The sequence below is a fragment of the Bordetella holmesii genome (assembly GCF_020735985.1).
GTDB classification, from domain to species: domain Bacteria; phylum Pseudomonadota; class Gammaproteobacteria; order Burkholderiales; family Burkholderiaceae_B; genus Bordetella; species Bordetella holmesii.
Genome location: NZ_CP085973.1, coordinates 2,673,501 through 2,691,834 on the forward strand (window position 1 = coordinate 2,673,501; position 18,334 = coordinate 2,691,834).

Here is an 18,334-nt window from a genome sequence, read left to right on the forward strand (position 1 = left end):
GTACGAAATCGGCCGCAACTACCCTGAATGTAAGAACAAATTCTACGTTCCAGTGCAATATGTAATATCTTGTGAATACCCACTAGCTGTGAACTGTCAATAGGTTGTATTCGTCCAGGTTGAGTCTGGAGATGGGTACAGCGCGCCCGATGCCTTGGTGGGGTCGATGCCAGTTGTAGTGGTGTAGCCAGGATTTCATGGCATCGGCTCGGTGTTGGGAGTTCTGGTAGGTGTGAGCGTAAGCCCACTCACGCAAGGCCGACTGGATGAAGCGTTCGGCCTTGCCATTGGTCTGTGGGCGGTAAGGTCGGGTAAAGCGGTGCTTGATGCCCAGCTCATGGCACAGCGCGGCGAAGGCGCGGCTGCGAAAGGCCGAGCCATTGTCGGTGAGCAAGCGCTGGATGGTCACGCCCAGGCGCTGGTAGTAGGCCACTGCGTCCTTGAGGAACTGGACGGCGCTGGGGAAGCGCTCGTCGGGGTGGATGTCGGTGAAGGCCACGCGGGCGTGGTCATCGATGGCCACGAAGACGAAGTCCCAGCCGGCCCCCTCAACGGTATCGCGTCGGTTGCCCGTGACCCGGTGGCCAGGGCGCTGGATACGTCCCAGCTTCTTGATGTCGATGTGCAGCAGATCGCCGGGGGCCTGATGCTCGTAGCGCACCACCGGCTCGGCCGGCTCCAGGTCGGCCAGGTGCGACAGACCGGCGCGGGCCAGGACGCGGCTGACGGTGCTGGCTGACACGCCCAGCGCCTGGGCGATGCGCGCTTGGGTCAGCCGCTTGCGGCGCAGCTCCACGATAGCCAGCGCCTTGGCCGGCGCAATCGCTCGGGGCGAGACCGTCGGGCGCGAGGACGCATCGGCCAAGCCCGCCTGGCCCTGAGCCAGGAAGCGGCCCAGCCATTTGCGCACAGTCGGCGCGGTGACCCCATAGGCGCGGGCCGCTTCAGGTACACAAACTTGATGGGCGATCAATTGCTGGACCATTTCGAGTCGACGTAGGAAGGTCAATCGGGCATGCTTATGGGTGTTCATCCGGCCGGGCTCCTTGAGTGAACTGGGGGGTTGGCGATTTCCAGTTTCTCAAATCCGGTTCGGATGAACCATGCATACAACCTATTGAATCTTCACAACTAGCCGCCGTTTCTTGTCACTGTTACATTTTTGGCCATGAATACGCAAAACACCACCCCCACCCGCAAGATCCTGGTTGTCGACGATGATCCGCGCCTGCGCGATCTGCTGCGCCGCTACCTGTCGGAACAAGGGTTCAATGTCTTCGTTGCCGAGGATGCCAAGGAAATGGGCAAGCTCTGGCAGCGTGAGCACTTTGACCTGCTCGTCCTCGATTTGATGCTTCCGGGCGAGGATGGTCTGTCGATCTGCCGACGGCTGCGGGGCGGCCACGACAATACACCCATCATCATGCTGACCGCCAAGGCCGAAGAGATCGACCGTATCGTCGGCCTTGAAATGGGCGCTGACGACTACTTGTCCAAGCCTTTCAACCCGCGAGAGCTGCTGGCCCGCATCAATGCGATCCTGCGCCGCCGTGGCACGGAAGAGCATCCGGGCGCTCCCAGCCAGGAGAACGAGTCGATTGCTTTCGGGCCCTATGTGCTCAACCTGTCGACCCGCACCCTTACCCGCAATGGCGAGCAGGTGCCCATCACCACCGGCGAGTTCTCGGTCCTGAAGGTCTTTGCCCGCCACCCCAAGATCCCACTGTCGCGCGACAAGCTCATGGAGCTGGCCCGCGGCCGCGAGTACGAGGCGTTCGACCGCAGCCTGGACGTGCAGATTTCGCGTTTGCGCAAACTGATCGAATCCAATCCGTCTAAACCCGTCTTCATTCAAACCGTTTGGGGCTTGGGATATGTCTTCGTCCCGGATGGCGGCAGCTGAGTCAGCAAGCCGCGCCGGGCAGGAGCAAAGCTTCGTGCCCCTACTGCAGAAAAATATAAAGAAACTCACTTCAGGGTTGCGCCTCGGCTTGTTCGGGCGCACTTTTTTGCTGCTGGCCGCGCTCATGCTCGTGAGCCTGGCGGCTTGGCTGCAGGTGTTTTTCAGTATGGAATAGGGACCGCGCGCCAACCAAATGGCTCAGCGCGTGATCACCGCCGTCAATATCACGCGCACCGCGCTGATCTATTCGCACGCCGACGAGCGCAGCAAACTGCTGCTGGACCTGGCCACCAATGAAGGCATCCAGGTCTACCCGCGCGAAATCACCGACTTCACCGAAGCGCTGCCTGACGACGACTACTGGCAAAGGGTCGCGCAGCATATCCGCACCCGTTTCGGTCCGGATACGCAGATTGCCTGGAGCGTGAATCAGGTTCCCGGGTTCTGGGTGAGTTTCCGGATAGATCAGGATCTTTACTGGCTGGTTTTCGAGCGCGAGCAAATCGGACTTACCGATGGTATCGAATGGTTGGGCTGGGGCGCCACCGCGCTCTTGCTCTCTCTGGTGGGGGCAGCGGTCAGCGTGGGTTTTGTCAATCGGCCGCTATCGCGGCTGGCCCGGGCGGCCCAAGTGCTTTCGCGCGGCGAGACGCCGGCGCCGCTGCCCGAACAGGGCCCATTGGAGATACGCGATCTCAACGCCTCCTTCAACCGCATGGCCAAAGATCTGCGCCAGGCGGAAGCCGATCGCGAGCTCATGCTGGCGGGCATCTCGCACGATCTGCGAACGCCCTTGGCACGCATGCGTCTGGAAATCGAAATGAGCGGCGTCTCAGAAGACGCACGCCAGGCCATCGACGAAGATCTGGGTCAGATTGACCACAGCATCGGCCAGTTGATGGAGTACGCGCGTCCGGCCGGTACCCTGCCCCAACTGGCTACCGACATCTCCTCGGTGCTGAGCGAGCTTTACGAGCGCGAACGCAGCCATACGGGCTCACTGGGCGGCGAACTGGAAGCCAGTATCGAACCCGGGCTGCGCGCCCGTATCACCGCGCTCGACCTCAAGCGCATCGTCGGCAATCTGATCGAAAACGCGCGCCGCTACAGTCGCTCGACCGACGGGCTCGCCCATTTGGTCATGACCGTGCAATCCAAAGGCAATACGCTGACCATCGAAGTGTCTGATCGGGGCCCGGGGATAGCCGCCGAAGAGGTCGAACGCCTGCTGCGACCCTTCTCGCGAGGTGAGGCCGCTCGCACCGGCGTCAGTGGCGCGGGACTGGGTCTGGCCATTGTCGAACGCCTGCTCAAGCACGTCGGCGGCTCTCTCAGAATGCTGCCCCGACAGGGCGGCGGGCTGACGGCCAGGATAGAGTTACCCAAAGCCAAACTTAGAAATTATCAATTAGACACGCCAAATCAATAGCGTAGAATTAGCGGTTTGGAGCTTTACGCTCCACCTCCACCAACAACTTATTGGGAGTAGCACATGAAAACTGTTGGCGACAAGCTCGAGCCTTTCAAGGTCACCGGCGTCAAGCCCGGCTTCAATCAGTACGAAGAAAACGGCGTGTCCGCTTTTGAAGAAATCACCGAAAGCTCGTTCCCCGGCAAGTGGAAGGTCATCTATTTCTACCCGAAGGACTTCACCTTCGTGTGCCCGACCGAAATCGTCGGCTTCAACAAGCTGGCCAAGGATTTCGAAGACCGTGACGCCGTCCTGCTGGGTGGCTCGAGCGACAACGAATTCGTCAAGCTGGCCTGGCGCCGTGAGCACCCGGATCTCAACAAGCTGGGTCACTACCAGTTCGGTGACACCACCGGTGCTCTGATCGACCAACTCGGCGTGCGCGAAAAGGGCGCTGGCGTTGCTCTGCGCGCGACCTTCATCGTCGACCCCGACAACACCATCCAGCACGTTTCGGTCAACAACCTGAACGTCGGTCGCAACCCTGAAGAAGTGCTGCGCTTGCTGGACGGTCTGCAAACGGACGAACTCTGCCCGTGCAACCGCAACGTGGGCGGCGCTACGCTGTAATGCCTTGGGCCCGGCTCGTCCGGGCCTTTTCTTCCTCCAGACTATAGGTAAAAACTATGGAATTCCTTTCTACCATCAAGGACCAACTGCCGGATTGGGCCAAGGACATTCGCCTGAATCTGGACAGCGTGATTGCGCGCTCCACCCTGGCGCAAGAGGATGCGCTCGGCGCTGGCCTGGCCGCAGCCTACGCTTCGGGCAATGCTTTTCTGATTAATGCCTTCAAGGGTGCCCTGTCGGAAACCGACGCCAACGCAACCTTGACGGCCGCAGCCCTCATGGGCATGAACAATACCTGGTACCCCTATGTGGAGATGAGCGGCGACGCTCAACTCAAGAGTCTGCCGGCGCAATTGCGCATGAATGCCTACGCCTCGCACGGCGGCGTCGAGAAAAAGCGCTTCGAACTCTTCGCGCTGGTCGCATCCATCGTGGGCAAATGCCACTTCTGCGTCCAGTCGCACTATGAAAACCTGAAGAACGACGGCCTGTCGACCGAACAACTGCGCGATGCAGGCCGAATCGCTTCGGTGATCAATGCCGCAGCGTTGGCCCTGGCTGCTCAAGGCAAGTAAGCCCGCCTGCAACAAGGCACGACCGGCTCAGCAGAGCCGGTTTTTTTTGGTTCATCGCGGAATAGCGTGGAGCCGTGCTTGATTGCCGTTACGCTTGATCCTTGATTTTTCAAGGATCAAGGCCGGGATCATGCTGGACCGCAAGACGATCGAGAGGTTGGGTGGGTGGGAAGGTTATCGGGTGGAGCGGGTCGTGTGGCCTGAAGGTGAGAGCCGGACGGTCACGATTTACCTGAAGCCTTCAGCGCGAACGATGCACTGCGAGCACTGCGGCAACCGATGTCGGCAGGTGCATGAGACGACCACGCGCCGGGTGCGGGATCTGCCGCTAATGGCGCTGCGAGTGACGCTGGTAGTGCCGCGTCGGCGGGTCTGGTGCGAGCAGTGCGGTGGACCGCATCTGGAGAGGCTGAGCTGGCTGGGCCGTTACCAGCGAGTGACCGACCGGCTGGCCGAGGCGGTCAGCCAGTTGCTTGAGTCCAGCAACATTCTGGCCGTGGCGCGCTTCTTCCAACTGGGTTGGCACACGGTCAAGGCGCTGGACAAGGCCCTGCTGCGACGGGCGATCCAAGAGCCGGACTGGAGCCAGATCCACTACCTAGCGATGGACGAGTTCGCTCTACACAAGGGCCATCGTTATGCCACGGTCGTTGTCGATCCGATCCGCCGTCAGGTGCTATGGATCGGTGATGGCCGCTCGCGCGAGACGGCCAGAGCCTTCTTCGAACAACTGCCAACTGGGGTTGCCCAGCAGATCCGGGCCGTAGCGATCGACATGACGACGGCCTATGAGCTGGAGATCCAGGCCAACTGCCCCAACGCCGAGATCGTCTACGACCTGTTCCACGTCGTGGCCAAGTACGGCCGTGAAGTGATAGACCGGGTGCGTGTAGACCAAGCGAACCAGTTGCGGCACGACAAGCCGGCCCGCCGGGTGATCAAGTCCAGTCGCTGGCTACTGCTGCGCAATCGCAAAAACCTCGATCCGTGCCAATCGGTAAAGTTGGACGAGTTGCTCCAGGCCAACCAGCCCTTGCTCACCGCTTATCTGATGCGCGATGAGCTCAAACAGCTGTGGTTCTACCAACACCCCCGGCTACGCCCGCCAGGCATGGGATCACTGGCTGCAACAGGCTCAGGGCAGCGGCATCGCCGCCTTGGCTCACTTCGCGCTCAAGCTAAAAGCCTATCTGCACGGGATTCTGTCTCGCTGTCGCCACCGGCTCAACACCAGCATCGTCGAGGGCATCAACAACACCATCAAAGTCATCAAGCGCCGCGCCTACGGCTACCGCGATCAGGAGTACTTCTTCCTCAAGATCCGGTCTGCATTCCCCGATATTCCTCGATGAACCTTTTTTTTGCTTGGGCAAGCGACACGCGCCGCAACTCAGTCGAGGCGGGTGATGAGCGCGACGACGGTAGCGGCAATACCTTCCTTGCGGCCCAGATAACCCAAACCCTCATTGGTCTTGGCCTTGATGTTGACCGCGGTGGCGTCCACCTGCAGGTCCTCGGCGACGTTGGCCGCCATGGCCGCGGCATGCGGGCCGATCTTGGGTGCCTGCGCGTGCACGGTAGCGTCCACATTCACGACCTGCCAGCCGGCTTCGCGCACCCGCGACATTGCTTCGCGCAGCAGCACCCGGCTATCGGCGCCCTTGAAACGCGGATCCGTATCGGGGAAATGACGCCCGATGTCGCCCAAACCCGCTGCGCCGAGCACCGCATCGGTCACCGCGTGCAGCAGCACATCGGCATCGGAGTGACCGAGAAGCCCATGCGTGTGCTCGATGCGCACACCACCGATGATCAAGGGCCGTCCGACGACCAGTGCATGCACATCAAAACCTTGCCCAACACGAAAAGGGATCTTCATAACCATTTTTCCATCAGAGCGAAATCATCCGGCCAAGTCACTTTGAAATTGCGCGCTGAACCGGCGACCAGGCGAGGGGCCAGCCCCTGCGCCTCGACTGCGGAAGCCTCGTCCGTCACGGCGATGGCCTCCTCACGCGCCTGCTGCAGCGCGTGCCTGAGCAGCCCCGCACGGAACATCTGAGGCGTCTGCGCCAGCCACAGCCCATCCCGGTCTACGGTCAGACGCACACGGCAGCCGCCCGGCTCTTGCACGCCGGCCGCTTTCACCGTATCGGCCACCGGAAGCGCCAGCAAACCGCCCACATCATCCTCCTGGCAGGCATCGATGAGCCGCGCCAATGCCTCCGGCGGCAGACCCGGGCGGGCAGCATCGTGGACCAACACCCAGGTCTGATCAGATAGCGCCGCATCGGCCAACGCGGCAGCCACGGTATCCGCGCGCGTGGGGCCGCCGCAAGGGCGCCACACCGTGCGCGGCAAACCGTCGAGTGCCTGCGCGGCCCAGTCATCCTGAGCGCTGACAGCGACCCGAACCTGGGCGATACGCGGATCGGCAAGCAGCGCGAGCACCGCCCGACGCAACATGGGGAGTCCGCCCAGCGGACGATATTGCTTGGGCAAACCGTCTTCTGCAAGGCCGCTGGCGCGGCTGCCGACACCGGCGGCAGGAACAATTGCGATTAAAGAGTCAGACATGATCAGGAGATTTTATAATTTCCCGGCAATGCATGACTCCTCGCCCCCCACCTCAGTGGATACGCAGCTGCCGTCCACCTCCCCTACCCTGGCCGCCCTCAAACCCGGGACGCGCTTTGTTCAACCCTGCCCCCCCGGTTCGGGCGATGGATGGCTGCTTGCCGACCTGGCGCGCCAGGCCCGCAAGCCCATCGTCGTGCTGGCGGCCGATCCGCTACAGGCCCAGCGCCTGGCCGATGAAGTACCCTTGTTTGCGCCCGAACTGCGCGTGCGTCAGCTCCCTGACTGGGAAACGCTGCCCTACGACGCATTTTCGCCCCATCAAGATCTGATCTCGGAGCGTCTGCATACCCTGCACGCGTTGATGACCGAATCGGTCGACATCCTGACGGTGCCGGTGACCACGGCCTTATACCGCCTTCCGCCCCCCGCTTTCCTGGCGGCCTATACCTTTTCGTTTCGCCAACGCGACAAACTGGACGAAGCGGCGCTGCGCGCGCAACTGACACTGGCAAACTACACCCACGTGACTCAGGTCACCGCGCCTGGCGAGTTCTGCCTGCGGGGCGGATTGGTCGACCTGTTCCCCATGGGGTCGGCGGTGCCCTACCGGCTGGACCTTTTCGATGACGAGATCGAATCCATCCGCGCCTTTGACGTTGATACCCAGCGCAGCCTTTACCCCGTGGCCGAAGTTCAGCTTCTGCCGGGACGCGAATTTCCCATGGACGAGGCGGCACGCAACCATTTTCGTGCGCGTTTCCGTGAGGTTTTCGAGGGCGATCCGTCCCGCGCCCTGCCCTACAAGGACATCGGCAATGGGATCGCTTTCGCCGGAGTCGAATATTATCTGCCGTTGTTTTTCGAACAGACGGCTACGCTGTTTGACTACCTCAAGACCGGTACGCTCACCGTCCCTCTGGGCAATATCGACGACGCCATCCAGAGGTTCTCCCAGGACACTGCCAGCCGCTATAACTTCCTCAAAAGCGACCGCGAACGGCCCGTGCTGCCGCCATCGGCGCTGTTTCTGGATGGAGAAGCGTTATATGGCGGTTTCAAGGACTTCGCCCGCCTGGCACTGACCGGCGAGCCGCCGCACCCGGACTTTTGCAACGCGCCGGACGTGGCTGTCGCCCGCCGCGCCGAAGACCCGGTAGCCAAGTTGCGTGCGCTCGTGGCGCGCCCCGGCGCCCGCGTACTGCTATGCGCGGACTCCGCAGGCCGACGCGAAACGCTATCCCAAATGCTGGCCGAGCAAGGTCTCGCGGCGACAGAGCAGACCGACGAGATCGCCGGTTTTCTACAAACACCGGCCAACTTCGGGCTGACCATCGCGCCCCTGACGGCGGGTTTTGGGCTCACCGAAGGCGGTTTGGTTTTTCTCACCGAGAACGACCTCTACCCCGGCAATGCGGGCGTCAAGCGACGCGGCAAACGCACCCAGGAAGGCAGCAGCAACGTCGAAGCCATGGTGCGCGACCTGGCCGAACTGCGTGAGGGCGATCCTGTCGTTCATGCCCAGCACGGCATCGGCCGCTACCACGGGTTGGTCAATATGGACATGGGTGAAGGAGAGATGGAGTTCCTGCACCTGGAGTACGCCAGCGGCGCCACGCTCTATGTGCCGGTATCACAGTTGCACGTCATTGCGCGCTATAGCGGCGCAGATCCCGACGCCGCGCCACTGCATCAACTCGGCTCCGGGCAGTGGGACAAGGCCAGAAAGAAAGCCGCAAGGCAAGTCCGCGACACCGCCGCCGAATTGCTCGCGCTGTATGCGCAACGCGCCGCGCGCGAAGGCTACGCTTTCAATCTGCCACTGTCGGACTATGAAGCTTTTGCCGAAGGCTTCGGCTTCGAAGAGACGCCCGATCAGTCTGCCGCCATCCAGGCCGTCATCCTGGACATGACCTCCGGCAAGCCCATGGACCGCCTGGTCTGCGGCGATGTGGGCTTTGGCAAGACCGAGGTCGCGCTGCGCGCCGCCTTTCTGGCCGTGGCCAACGGCAAGCAGGTCGCCCTGCTGTGCCCGACCACTCTCCTGGCCGAGCAACATGCACAGACATTTTCGGACCGCTTTGCCGAGTGGCCCGTGCGCGTGGTGGAGCTGTCGCGCTTTCGGTCAGCCAAGGAAGTCAGTGCCGCCATCGAAGGTATCAATGACGGGCGTGTGGATATCGTCATTGGCACTCACAAAATCCTGTCCAAGGATGTCCACTTCAAACGCCTGGGCCTGGTCATCATCGATGAGGAGCATCGATTCGGCGTACGCCAGAAAGAGACACTCAAAGCTTTGCGAGCCGAAGTGGACGTTCTGACGCTCACGGCCACGCCTATCCCCCGCACGCTGGGCATGTCGCTCGAAGGCATACGCGACTTCTCCGTGATAGCCACCGCGCCGCAAAAGCGCCTGGCCATCAAGACCTTCGTGCGGCGCGAAGACGGCAGCACCATACGGGAAGCGTTGCTACGCGAACTCAAGCGTGGCGGACAAGCCTACTTTCTGCACAACGAGGTCGAGACCATCCACAATCGCCGGGCGCGACTGGAGGAACTCGTACCCGAGGCACGCATAGGCGTAGCACATGGCCAAATGCCCGAGCGCGAGCTCGAGCAGGTCATGAAGGACTTTTATCAACAGCGCTTCAATGTGCTGCTATGCACGACCATCATCGAAACGGGCATTGACGTGCCCAGCGCCAATACCATCGTTATCCACCGAGCCGATCGTTTTGGCCTGGCTCAATTGCACCAGTTGCGCGGCCGGGTCGGCCGCTCGCATCATCAGGCCTACGCCTATCTGCTTACGCCGGGCGAAGATGCCATCACGAGCAATGCCAAAAAGCGTCTTGAGGCCATCCAGGCAATGGAAGAGCTGGGTTCCGGTTTCTACCTTGCCATGCACGATCTGGAAATCCGCGGTACTGGCGAGATTCTGGGCGACTCCCAGTCCGGCAACATTCAGGAAGTCGGTTTCTCGATGTACAACGAAATGCTCAGCGAGGCAGTGCGTGCATTGAAATCAGGCGAAGAACCCGACCTGGATGCTCCGTTCAAACTGGCATGCGAAGTCAACCTCCATGCGCCCGCCCTGCTGCCATCCGATTACTGCCCCGACGTGCATGGCAGGCTGGCCATCTACAAACGGCTGTCGCATGCGCACGATGAGGACGACCTCATCCGCATTCAGGAAGAGTTGATCGACCGGTTCGGTAAGCTGCCCGAGCCTGCTCAGACGCTGTTGACCACGCATCGGCTGCGCCTGGCCGCCGAACCATTAGGCATCGTCAAGATCGACGTCAGCGAAACCCAGGCGCTACTGCAGTTTGGCCCAAAGGCCGTCGTCGATCCCTTGCGCATCATCGAACTGGTGCAAAAGCAGCGCCACATCAAACTCTCCGGACAGGACAAGCTGCGCATTGAAATCACCACAGCGCAGGTCACCGCACGCGCCGACGCCGTGCGTGCCGTGCTGCGCTCTCTAAAATAGCCCGCTAAACATCACGCATCCCTCCATGAGCACCCATCTCATCATTCAATCACCGGGCCTTACCGCCCACCACGCCGAACAGTTGGCGGCCTTGGCACGAGCCGAAGGCATCGCGCGTATCACGACGACGGCCGCCCGCCTGCTCAACGTAGCGCACGACGCGGACACCCGCGCGCAAGTGCATGACTGGGCCGAACGCCACGCCATCGACACCGCCTTCGTACCCGCCGGCCTCAAACTGAGCAGTTGCAAAGTGCTGGCCATGGACATGGACTCCACGCTAATCAACATCGAGTGCATCGATGAGATTGCCGTGTGTGCGGGTGTGGGTGAGAAGGTTACGCAAATCACCGAGGCGGCCATGCGAGGCGAGATCAAGGATTTCTCCGAAAGCCTGCGGCGGCGGGTCGCGCTGCTGCAAGGCACGCCTGCCACCGTGCTGGAGCGCGTGTATGAGGAAAGGCTGCGCCTGAACCCGGGCGCCGAGCAATTACTTGCCTCGGTGCAGGCTGCCGGTATCAAAACTCTGTTGGTCTCCGGCGGCTTTACCTTTTTCACCGAGCGGCTGCGTGCGCGCCTGAATCTCGATAGCGCGCACGCCAACACGCTGGAGATCGACGCCGGCGGCAAGCTGACCGGACGCGTGCTGGGCGACATTCTGGATGGCGCAGCCAAGGCCCGCTATCTGGAGGCGTTTGCGAGCGAGCACGGCGCCAGCGCCGATCAGATCATCGCCCTGGGCGACGGCGCCAACGATCTGCTCATGCTGGCGCGCGCCCGATATGCCGTGGCCTATCACGCCAAGCCCATCGTCCGCCAGCAGACGCCTTACGCACTTAGCGTCAGCGGCCTCGACGGTGTGCTGAATTGGTTCGAGGGGTGAAGCAGCGGTTCTGCTTTCCTGACGGGCACATCAAAAAAAACCTCCCAACGGGAGGTTTTTTTACGCCGGCCGATTGCGTCCACGCTGGTAAAGATAGCGATAGACGAAGCCCGGAAACGCCAGCACCACATACAGGCTCAATGTGATGGCATAAAACTCCCAGGCCTGCGTAAAGGAGTTGCCCAGCGCGGATTCGAATGCGTGCCCTGCCAAGCCAACGATCAGGTAGTAAACCAGCAGTTCGAGAAAGCGGATCGCAACCGGTTTGCCGTTTTTCAGGGGAAACACGGCAAACACCCGGTCCGTCAGGAAGGGAAGATTCGCGCTGATGAAGGCCAGCGCGATCAACAACCAGACGGCCAGGGTTTGATTCACTGAGGGATCAACCGCCTATCGAGCTCCTGATGACCTGTACGCACAAAGCCATCAGACCGCCAGGCAAGATGCCCAGGAGGAGAATCAGGGCGCCGTTTATCGACAGTACCCCGCGCTGCAGGCAGGTCCCCGTGACCGGAGCCGCCTCACCCACGGGTTCGTCGAAGTAGACGACCTTGACCACTCGCAGGTAATAGAAGGCGCCGATCAGCGAGAACAGTACCGCGATGACGGCCAGGGCAACATGACCCGACTCGACCACAGCCTGGAGAATCGCCAGCTTGGCATAGAAACCCACCAGCGGCGGAATCCCGGCCAGCGAGAACATCAGCAGCAGGACGATCAGGGCATGCCAAGGGCTGCGACGGTTCAAGCCTTTGAGATCATCGATGTTTTCACACTCGAAGCCCTGACGCGAGAGCAGCAGAACGATACCGAAGCTGGCCAACGTGGTCAGCACATAGGTGATCATGTAAAACAGGGATGCACCGTAGGCAGCCGAAGAGGCATCGGGTTTGCCGTCCACCACACCGGCCATCAGGCCCAGGAGCACAAAGCCCATGTGCGAGATGGTCGAATAGGCCAACATCCGCTTTAAGTTGGTCTGGGCGATGGCGGTCAGGTTACCGATGGCCAGCGACAGCACAGCCAGAATCATCAGCATCGGTTGCCAGTCCGCGGCCAGGCCATGCAGGCCGTCAACAAGCAGACGCATCGTAATGGCAAAGGCAGCCAGCTTGGGCGCGCCACCCAGAATGAGGGTGACGGCCGTCGGCGAACCCTGGTAGACGTCGGGCACCCACATATGGAAGGGCACCGCGCCCAACTTGAATGCCAGACCAGCCACCAGGAACACAATACCGAAGACCAGCGGCAAGGCCTGCGCCTGACCCGCGGCGATGACGCGAGATATCTCGGCCAGGTCGAGGTGGCCGGTTGCGCCATAGACCATGGACATGCCGTAGAGCAGGAACCCCGAAGCCAGCGCGCCAAGCACGAAATACTTCATGGCCGCTTCTGTGGCGACGGCGTCGTCACGGCGCAAGGCGATCAGTGCATACAGGGCCAGAGACATGAGCTCCAGACCAAGATAGATGGAGATCAGGTTGCCAGACGAAATCATGACCATCTGGCCCAGCAGGGCCATCAGCGTCAGAACGTAGAGCTCACCGCCTCGCAGCATCTCGCGTGCCTGGGCATACAGGCGACCGTAAATCAGGGTGACGGCCACCGCGATGTACGAGGTGATTTTCAGCAGGTGCGAAAACGCATCCGTGACATACATGCCGTTGAAGGTCTTGCCGCTGACGCCGTTCTTCCATTGGAGCAGGGAGACGACCGTCAATACGGCCAGCGTACACAACGTCAGCACGTAGGTCGTCTTGCGTTCCGGGTGGGTGCTTACCGCGTCGACGAGCAACACGGCCAGCGCCAGCACCAGCAGCAGGATCTCTGGTGTGGCCAAAGCGAAATCGATGTGGGATTGCATCATTGTCTTGTCTTACAGTTTCGAGACGGCCACGTGTTGCAGCAGGGCCTCCACCGACACATGCATGACATCGGTAAAGGGCTTGGGATAGATCCCCATGTACAACACGGCGATCGCCATGACACCGAGAATCCAGAACTCGCGGCGGTTCAGGTCGGACATTTCGCGGACATGTTCATTGGTGATATCACCAAAGACCACGCGCTTGACCATCCACAGAGAGTAGGACGCTCCCAAGATCAGGGCTGTGGCAGCCAGCAGGCCGACCCAGAAGTTGTGCTCGACCGCGCCCATGATGACCATGAACTCGCCCACGAAACCGCTAGTAGCCGGCAAGCCGCTGTTGGCCATCGAAAAAAGCACGAAGAAGGTCGCGAACCGCGGCATGACGTTGATCACGCCACCGTAATCGGCGATGCGACGGCTATGCATGCGGTCGTAAAGCACGCCGATACACAGGAACATCGCACCCGAGACGAAACCGTGGGAAATCATCTGCACGATGGCGCCTTCGACGCCAGCCGTGTTGAAAATGAAAAAGCCCAGCGTCACGAAGCCCATGTGAGCCACTGACGAGTAGGCCACGAGTTTCTTCATGTCTTCCTGCACGATCGCCACCAGCCCGATATAGGTCACGGCAACCAGTGACAGTGCGATCATCATGCCCGACAAGCTATGCGAGGCATCTGGCGCGATGGGCAGGGAAAAACGCAGGAAACCATACGCGCCGAGCTTCAGCATGATGGCGGCCAGCACCACGGAACCCCCGGTAGGCGCTTCGACGTGAGCGTCGGGCAGCCAGGTGTGCACCGGCCACATCGGCACCTTCACGGCAAACGCGGCCAGCAGCGCGACGAAGATCAGGATCTGCGGCGTGTAACCGAGTTTGGTCTGCTGCCAGGTCAGGATGTCGAAGGATCCGCCCGATGCATGCCACAGGTAGACAAAGGCCACCAGGGTCAACAGCGAACCCATCAGGGTGTAGAGAAAGAACTTGAAGGCCGCGTAAACCCGGTTCGGCCCGCCCCACACACCCACGATGATGTACATCGGGATCAGCGTGGCTTCGAAGAACACGTAAAACAACAACCCGTCCAACGCCGAGAACACACCGACCATCAGACCCGACAGGATCAGGAAGGCGGCCATGTACTGCGACACACGGTTGGTGATCACCTCCCAGCCTGCCGCCACCACAATGATGGTGACAAAGGCCGTCAGCAGCACGAACCAGACGGAAATACCGTCCACACCGAGATGGTAGTTGACGTTGAAGGACTCGATCCAAGAGGCCTTCTCGACAAACTGCATCGCGGCAGTGGTCTTGTCGAAACCGGTGTACAGGGGAATGGTGACCAGGAAGCCAGCGACCGCGCCGATCAGCGACAGCCCCCGCGTCAGGCAGGGACGGTCGTCGCGACCCACCGCCAGCACCAGCAGACCGAATACGATCGGAACAAAGATCGCAAGCGTAAGCCAGGGGAAATTGTTGGATGCCATCTCGCTTGCCATCATTGGGGAATCAGCACAAAGAAAGTCACCAGCGCCATGATGCCGATGATCATCGCGAACGCGTAGTGATAGATGTAGCCCGACTGCAGGTGGCGGCTGACCGTCGCCACCCAGCCCACGACACGGGCACTGCCGTTGACCAGCAGCCCATCGATCAGGCCGCGGTCACCGGTCTGCCACAGGCCACGGCCCAGGCAACGGGCGCCGCGAGCGATGATCTGCTCGTTGACCCAGTCCACGTAATACTTGTTCTCCAGCACCTTGTTCACGCCCGACAGGCTGGCCTGAATCTTGGCCGGCACCTTGGGATTGATCAGATAGCAGTACCAGGCAATGACGGCTCCGGCGACCACCAGCCAGAACGGCACGGTCTGGAAGGCATGCAAACCAAAGGCCACCCAGCCATGCCACTCTTCGTGCAACTCGTGCATCGCGGGGTGTTGCGGCAATACCGTGATCACGCCATCGAAGAACTTGCCGAACAGCATGGGGTCGGCAACGATGGCCCCGATGACAACCGACGGAATCGCCAGCAGAATCAAGGGCAGCGTAACAACCCAGGGCGACTCGTGCGGCGTGCCACCGTGATGATGGTCGTCGTGCCCGTGGTCATCATGGCCATGCGCGTGATCATCGTGCGCCGGGAAACGTTCCTTGCCGTGGAAGACCAGGAAGTAGACCCGGAAGGAGTACAGCGACGTGATGAACACGCCAATCAGCGTGGCGTAGTAAGCAAAGCTCGCTCCCCATACATTGGCCGCGCCTGCCGCCTCGATGATGTTCTCTTTGGAGTAGAACCCGGAGAAGAACGGCGTGCCAACCAGCGCCAGCGTACCGAGCAGGAAGGTAATCCAGGTGATGGGCATGTACTTGCGCAGGCCACCCATGTTGCGGATGTTCTGATCATGGTGCATACCGATGATCACCGAGCCCGCGCCCAGGAACAGCAGCGCCTTGAAGAAAGCGTGCGTCATCAGGTGGAAAATCGCCACCGAGTAGGCCGAGGCACCAAGTGCCACCGTCATATAGCCCAACTGCGACAACGTGGAGTAGGCCACCACGCGCTTGATGTCCGTCTGAATGATGCCCAGGATGCCCAGAAAGAGCGCGCCGATGGCACCGATCACGATGATGAAGGAAAGCGCCACGTTCGACAGTTCGAACAGAGGCGAGAAACGCGCGACCATGAAGATACCCGCTGTCACCATGGTGGCCGCGTGGATCAGGGCCGAGATCGGCGTCGGGCCTTCCATCGAGTCGGGCAACCAGGCGTGCAGCGGCACTTGCGCCGACTTACCCATGGCACCGATAAAGAGGCAGATGCAGGCGACGGTCAACAGAGCCCAATCGCTGCCGGGCAGCTTCAGACCTGCCAGCTTGTCGGCTTGAGCGAAGACCTCACCGTAGTGCATGGTGCCCGCATAAGCAAACAGCAGACCGATGCCCAACACGAAGCCGAAGTCACCCACGCGGTTGATCAGGAAGGCCTTCATATTGGCGAAAATTGCCGTCGGACGGGTGTACCAGAAGCCGATGAGCAGATACGACACCAGGCCCACGGCTTCCCAACCGAAGAACAACTGCACCATGTTGTTCGACATCACCAGCATGAGCATGGCGAAGGTGAACAGGGAGATGTAGGCGAAAAAGCGTTGGTAACCGGGATCATCGGCCATGTAGCCGATGGTGTAGATGTGCACCATCAGAGAGACCGATGTCACAACGACCATCATCATGGCCGAGAGCGAATCGATCAGGAAGCCGATTTCGAGCTTGGTATGACCGATGAGGGTCCAGGTGTAGACCGCGCCGTCAAAGGTGTGACCATTGAGCACGTCGCGCAGCACCACCACCGAACCGATGGCGGAGATCGCCACGAACAGGATAGTGATGCAATGCGCGGCGCGTCGGCCGACGGGGCGGCCGAGAAACCCTGTACCGAACAGGCCGGCCAGGATCGCCCCGGCCAGCGGGGCCAGTGCGATAAGCAAATAGAGATTGGGTGAGCTAGACATTTTCTTCCAATACCCCGTCAGCCCTTCAGGCGATCGAGTTCGTCAACGTTGATCGTGTTCAGGTTGCGGAACAGCAGCACCAGAATGGCCAAACCGATGGCGGCTTCAGCGGCCGCCACCGTCAGGATGAAGAACACGAACACCTGCCCGGCGGTATCGCCGAACCAGCTCGAAAACGCCACGAAGTTCATGTTGACGGCCAGCAGGACCAGCTCGATGGACATCAACAGGATGATGAGATTGCGGCGGTTCAGGAAAATGCCAAAGATGCCGATGGCGAACAGAATCGCCCCGAGAACCAGGTAATGCGCCAGAGTAATGGTCATGGTTTTTCTCCTTGCTCGGCGGCGGAGTTGCCTTGGGCACGCTCGCTCTGGGCGGTCATCTTGACCATACGGAAACGGTCCTTGGCCTTGACACGTACCGCGGCAACCGGATCGTTGTACTTCGCGTCGCGACGGCGACGCAGGGTCAAGGCGATGGCCGCAACCATACCGACTAGCAGCAACGCGGCACCGACCTCAACACCAAAGACATATTGCGTGTACATGGCTTCGCCCAGTGCACGGGCATTGTTGTAATCACCGGCCATGGCGACTTGCGGGCCGGCATCACCCCAGGTGGCAAACAGCACGAAACCCATTTCCAGCACGAGGATCAAGCCGACAACCAAACCCAGCGGCAGATAGGTCTTCAAGCCGTGGCGCAGATGGTCGATACGGATATCGAGCATCATCACCACGAACAAGAACAGCACCATCACGGCACCGACATAAACCAACACCAGCAACAGGGCAAGAAACTCCGCACCCAGCAGCATCCAAAGCATGGCCGCATTCACGAAGGCCAGAATCAGATGCAGGACAGCGGTCACGGGGCTACGAGCGGTGATGACGCGGAAAGCCGCCACCACCAGGACGAAAGCCAGTAAGTAGAACAAGACAGAAGTAAAAGTCATGGATCAGACCCTGGCGATCAACGGTAAGGCGCGTCTTCGGCCCGGCGTTGGGCGATTTCGGCTTCGTAGCGGTCGCCAACGGCGAGCAGCATGTCTTTGGTGAAGTACAGATCGCCGCGCTTTTCGCCGTGGTACTCGTGAATGTGCGTCTCCACGATGGAGTCCACCGGGCAACTTTCCTCACAGAATCCGCAGAAGATGCACTTGGTCAGATCGATGTCGTAGCGCGTGGTGCGGCGGGTGCCGTCCTCCCGCTGATCGGACTCGATCGTGATGGCCAGCGCCGGGCAAACCGCTTCACAGAGTTTGCAGGCGATGCAACGCTCTTCCCCATTGGGATAGCGACGCAGCGCATGCAGACCCCGGAAACGCGCCGACGTCGGCGTCTTCTCCATCGGGTAGCGCAAGGTCATCTTGCGCTTGAAAAAGTACTTGCCCGTCAGGCGCATACCTTTGAACAACTCGGTCAGCAGCAAGCTGCCGAAAAAATCCTTGATCGCTTCCATATCCAGC

General features: G+C 60.7%; 15 protein-coding genes and 2 pseudogenes. 7 read left to right on the top strand and 10 right to left on the bottom strand.

The window, feature by feature from the left end:
* Positions 1-82: 82 nt before the first annotated feature.
* Entirely contained in the window at positions 83-1,033 is a 951-nt protein-coding gene (locus tag LK440_RS12770) for an IS481-like element IS481 family transposase (protein ID WP_005012067.1), read from the bottom strand.
* A gap of 135 nt (positions 1,034-1,168) precedes the next feature.
* Here LK440_RS12770 and risA point away from each other — a divergent pair, with 135 nt between their 5' ends.
* The 5 genes and pseudogenes from risA (at position 1,169) to LK440_RS12795 (ending at position 5,871) form a co-directional block, all read left to right on the top strand.
* Positions 1,169-1,903, top strand: coding sequence for a response regulator transcription factor RisA (risA, locus tag LK440_RS12775; protein ID WP_005012063.1), 735 nt, complete (start codon positions 1,169-1,171; stop codon positions 1,901-1,903).
* Positions 1,890-3,332 (top strand): annotated as a pseudogene (gene risS, locus LK440_RS12780) (sensor histidine kinase RisS). The gene risA and the pseudogene risS overlap by 14 nt, the downstream one beginning before the upstream one ends.
* Before the next feature lie 63 nt (positions 3,333-3,395).
* Positions 3,396-3,944: a peroxiredoxin gene (locus LK440_RS12785; protein WP_005012062.1), complete on the top strand. Its 549-nt coding sequence runs from the start codon at positions 3,396-3,398 to the stop codon at positions 3,942-3,944.
* A 56-nt stretch (positions 3,945-4,000) separates the two neighbouring features.
* On the top strand, positions 4,001-4,519 hold the full coding sequence (locus LK440_RS12790) for a carboxymuconolactone decarboxylase family protein (RefSeq protein WP_005012060.1): 519 nt from the start codon (positions 4,001-4,003) through the stop codon (positions 4,517-4,519).
* Between the two features lie 130 nt (positions 4,520-4,649).
* Positions 4,650-5,871 (top strand): annotated as a pseudogene (locus LK440_RS12795) (ISL3 family transposase).
* Between the two features lie 38 nt (positions 5,872-5,909).
* On the opposite strand, the gene ispF reads toward LK440_RS12795, so the two are convergent.
* Together ispF and ispD are read right to left on the bottom strand one after the other, a co-directional pair.
* Positions 5,910-6,398: a 2-C-methyl-D-erythritol 2,4-cyclodiphosphate synthase gene (gene ispF, locus LK440_RS12800; RefSeq protein ID WP_005012055.1), complete on the bottom strand. Its 489-nt coding sequence runs from the start codon at positions 6,396-6,398 to the stop codon at positions 5,910-5,912.
* Positions 6,395-7,096, bottom strand: coding sequence for a 2-C-methyl-D-erythritol 4-phosphate cytidylyltransferase (gene ispD / locus LK440_RS12805; protein ID WP_005012053.1), 702 nt, complete (start codon positions 7,094-7,096; stop codon positions 6,395-6,397). The genes ispF and ispD overlap by 4 nt, the downstream gene beginning before the upstream one ends.
* 28 nt (positions 7,097-7,124) lie before the next feature.
* Between ispD and mfd the strand changes: the two genes are divergently transcribed.
* A complete protein-coding gene (gene mfd / locus LK440_RS12810; RefSeq protein ID WP_005012050.1) occupies positions 7,125-10,589 on the top strand; it encodes a transcription-repair coupling factor in 3,465 nt (1,154 codons plus the stop codon).
* 25 nt (positions 10,590-10,614) lie between these two features.
* The gene (gene serB, locus LK440_RS12815; RefSeq protein ID WP_005012045.1) at positions 10,615-11,472 is read left to right on the top strand and encodes a phosphoserine phosphatase SerB; all 858 of its coding nucleotides are present in this window, start codon (positions 10,615-10,617) and stop codon (positions 11,470-11,472) included.
* A 60-nt stretch (positions 11,473-11,532) separates the two neighbouring features.
* On the opposite strand, the gene LK440_RS12820 is transcribed toward serB, so the two are convergent.
* From LK440_RS12820 to nuoI, 7 genes are read right to left on the bottom strand one after another with little or no spacing between them, the layout of a single operon-like run.
* On the bottom strand, positions 11,533-11,847 hold the full coding sequence (locus LK440_RS12820) for a DUF2818 family protein (RefSeq protein ID WP_005012042.1): 315 nt from the start codon (positions 11,845-11,847) through the stop codon (positions 11,533-11,535).
* Between the two features lie 7 nt (positions 11,848-11,854).
* On the bottom strand, positions 11,855-13,339 hold the full coding sequence (gene nuoN / locus LK440_RS12825) for an NADH-quinone oxidoreductase subunit NuoN (RefSeq protein ID WP_005012040.1): 1,485 nt from the start codon (positions 13,337-13,339) through the stop codon (positions 11,855-11,857).
* A 9-nt stretch (positions 13,340-13,348) separates the two neighbouring features.
* Positions 13,349-14,851: an NADH-quinone oxidoreductase subunit M gene (locus LK440_RS12830; protein WP_017685339.1), complete on the bottom strand. Its 1,503-nt coding sequence runs from the start codon at positions 14,849-14,851 to the stop codon at positions 13,349-13,351.
* The gene (nuoL, locus tag LK440_RS12835; RefSeq protein ID WP_005012035.1) at positions 14,848-16,863 is read right to left on the bottom strand and encodes an NADH-quinone oxidoreductase subunit L; all 2,016 of its coding nucleotides are present in this window, start codon (positions 16,861-16,863) and stop codon (positions 14,848-14,850) included. The genes LK440_RS12830 and nuoL overlap by 4 nt, the downstream gene beginning before the upstream one ends.
* Before the next feature lie 17 nt (positions 16,864-16,880).
* The gene (gene nuoK / locus LK440_RS12840) at positions 16,881-17,189 is read right to left on the bottom strand and encodes an NADH-quinone oxidoreductase subunit NuoK (RefSeq protein WP_005012034.1); all 309 of its coding nucleotides are present in this window, start codon (positions 17,187-17,189) and stop codon (positions 16,881-16,883) included.
* The gene (locus LK440_RS12845; RefSeq protein WP_005012032.1) at positions 17,186-17,821 is read right to left on the bottom strand and encodes an NADH-quinone oxidoreductase subunit J; all 636 of its coding nucleotides are present in this window, start codon (positions 17,819-17,821) and stop codon (positions 17,186-17,188) included. The genes nuoK and LK440_RS12845 overlap by 4 nt, the downstream gene beginning before the upstream one ends.
* Positions 17,822-17,838: 17 nt before the next feature.
* The gene (gene nuoI / locus LK440_RS12850) at positions 17,839-18,327 is read right to left on the bottom strand and encodes an NADH-quinone oxidoreductase subunit NuoI (protein WP_005012030.1); all 489 of its coding nucleotides are present in this window, start codon (positions 18,325-18,327) and stop codon (positions 17,839-17,841) included.
* Between the last annotated feature and the right edge of the window lie 7 nt (positions 18,328-18,334).

Bases quoted from the DNA above. Each gene is read 5' to 3' on its own strand.
- LK440_RS12770 (WP_005012067.1), bottom strand. From the start codon at position 1,033: ATGAACACCCATAAGCATGCCCGATTGACCTTCCTACGTCGACTCGAA.
- risA (WP_005012063.1), top strand. From the start codon at position 1,169: ATGAATACGCAAAACACCACCCCCACCCGCAAGATCCTGGTTGTCGAC.
- LK440_RS12785 (WP_005012062.1), top strand. From the start codon at position 3,396: ATGAAAACTGTTGGCGACAAGCTCGAGCCTTTCAAGGTCACCGGCGTC.
- LK440_RS12790 (WP_005012060.1), top strand. From the start codon at position 4,001: ATGGAATTCCTTTCTACCATCAAGGACCAACTGCCGGATTGGGCCAAG.
- ispF (WP_005012055.1), bottom strand. From the start codon at position 6,398: ATGAAGATCCCTTTTCGTGTTGGGCAAGGTTTTGATGTGCATGCACTG.
- ispD (WP_005012053.1), bottom strand. From the start codon at position 7,096: ATGTCTGACTCTTTAATCGCAATTGTTCCTGCCGCCGGTGTCGGCAGC.
- mfd (WP_005012050.1), top strand. From the start codon at position 7,125: ATGCATGACTCCTCGCCCCCCACCTCAGTGGATACGCAGCTGCCGTCC.
- serB (WP_005012045.1), top strand. From the start codon at position 10,615: ATGAGCACCCATCTCATCATTCAATCACCGGGCCTTACCGCCCACCAC.
- nuoN (WP_005012040.1), bottom strand. From the start codon at position 13,339: ATGATGCAATCCCACATCGATTTCGCTTTGGCCACACCAGAGATCCTG.
- LK440_RS12830 (WP_017685339.1), bottom strand. From the start codon at position 14,851: ATGATGGCAAGCGAGATGGCATCCAACAATTTCCCCTGGCTTACGCTT.
- nuoL (WP_005012035.1), bottom strand. From the start codon at position 16,863: ATGTCTAGCTCACCCAATCTCTATTTGCTTATCGCACTGGCCCCGCTG.
- nuoK (WP_005012034.1), bottom strand. From the start codon at position 17,189: ATGACCATTACTCTGGCGCATTACCTGGTTCTCGGGGCGATTCTGTTC.
- LK440_RS12845 (WP_005012032.1), bottom strand. From the start codon at position 17,821: ATGACTTTTACTTCTGTCTTGTTCTACTTACTGGCTTTCGTCCTGGTG.
- nuoI (WP_005012030.1), bottom strand. From the start codon at position 18,327: ATGGAAGCGATCAAGGATTTTTTCGGCAGCTTGCTGCTGACCGAGTTG.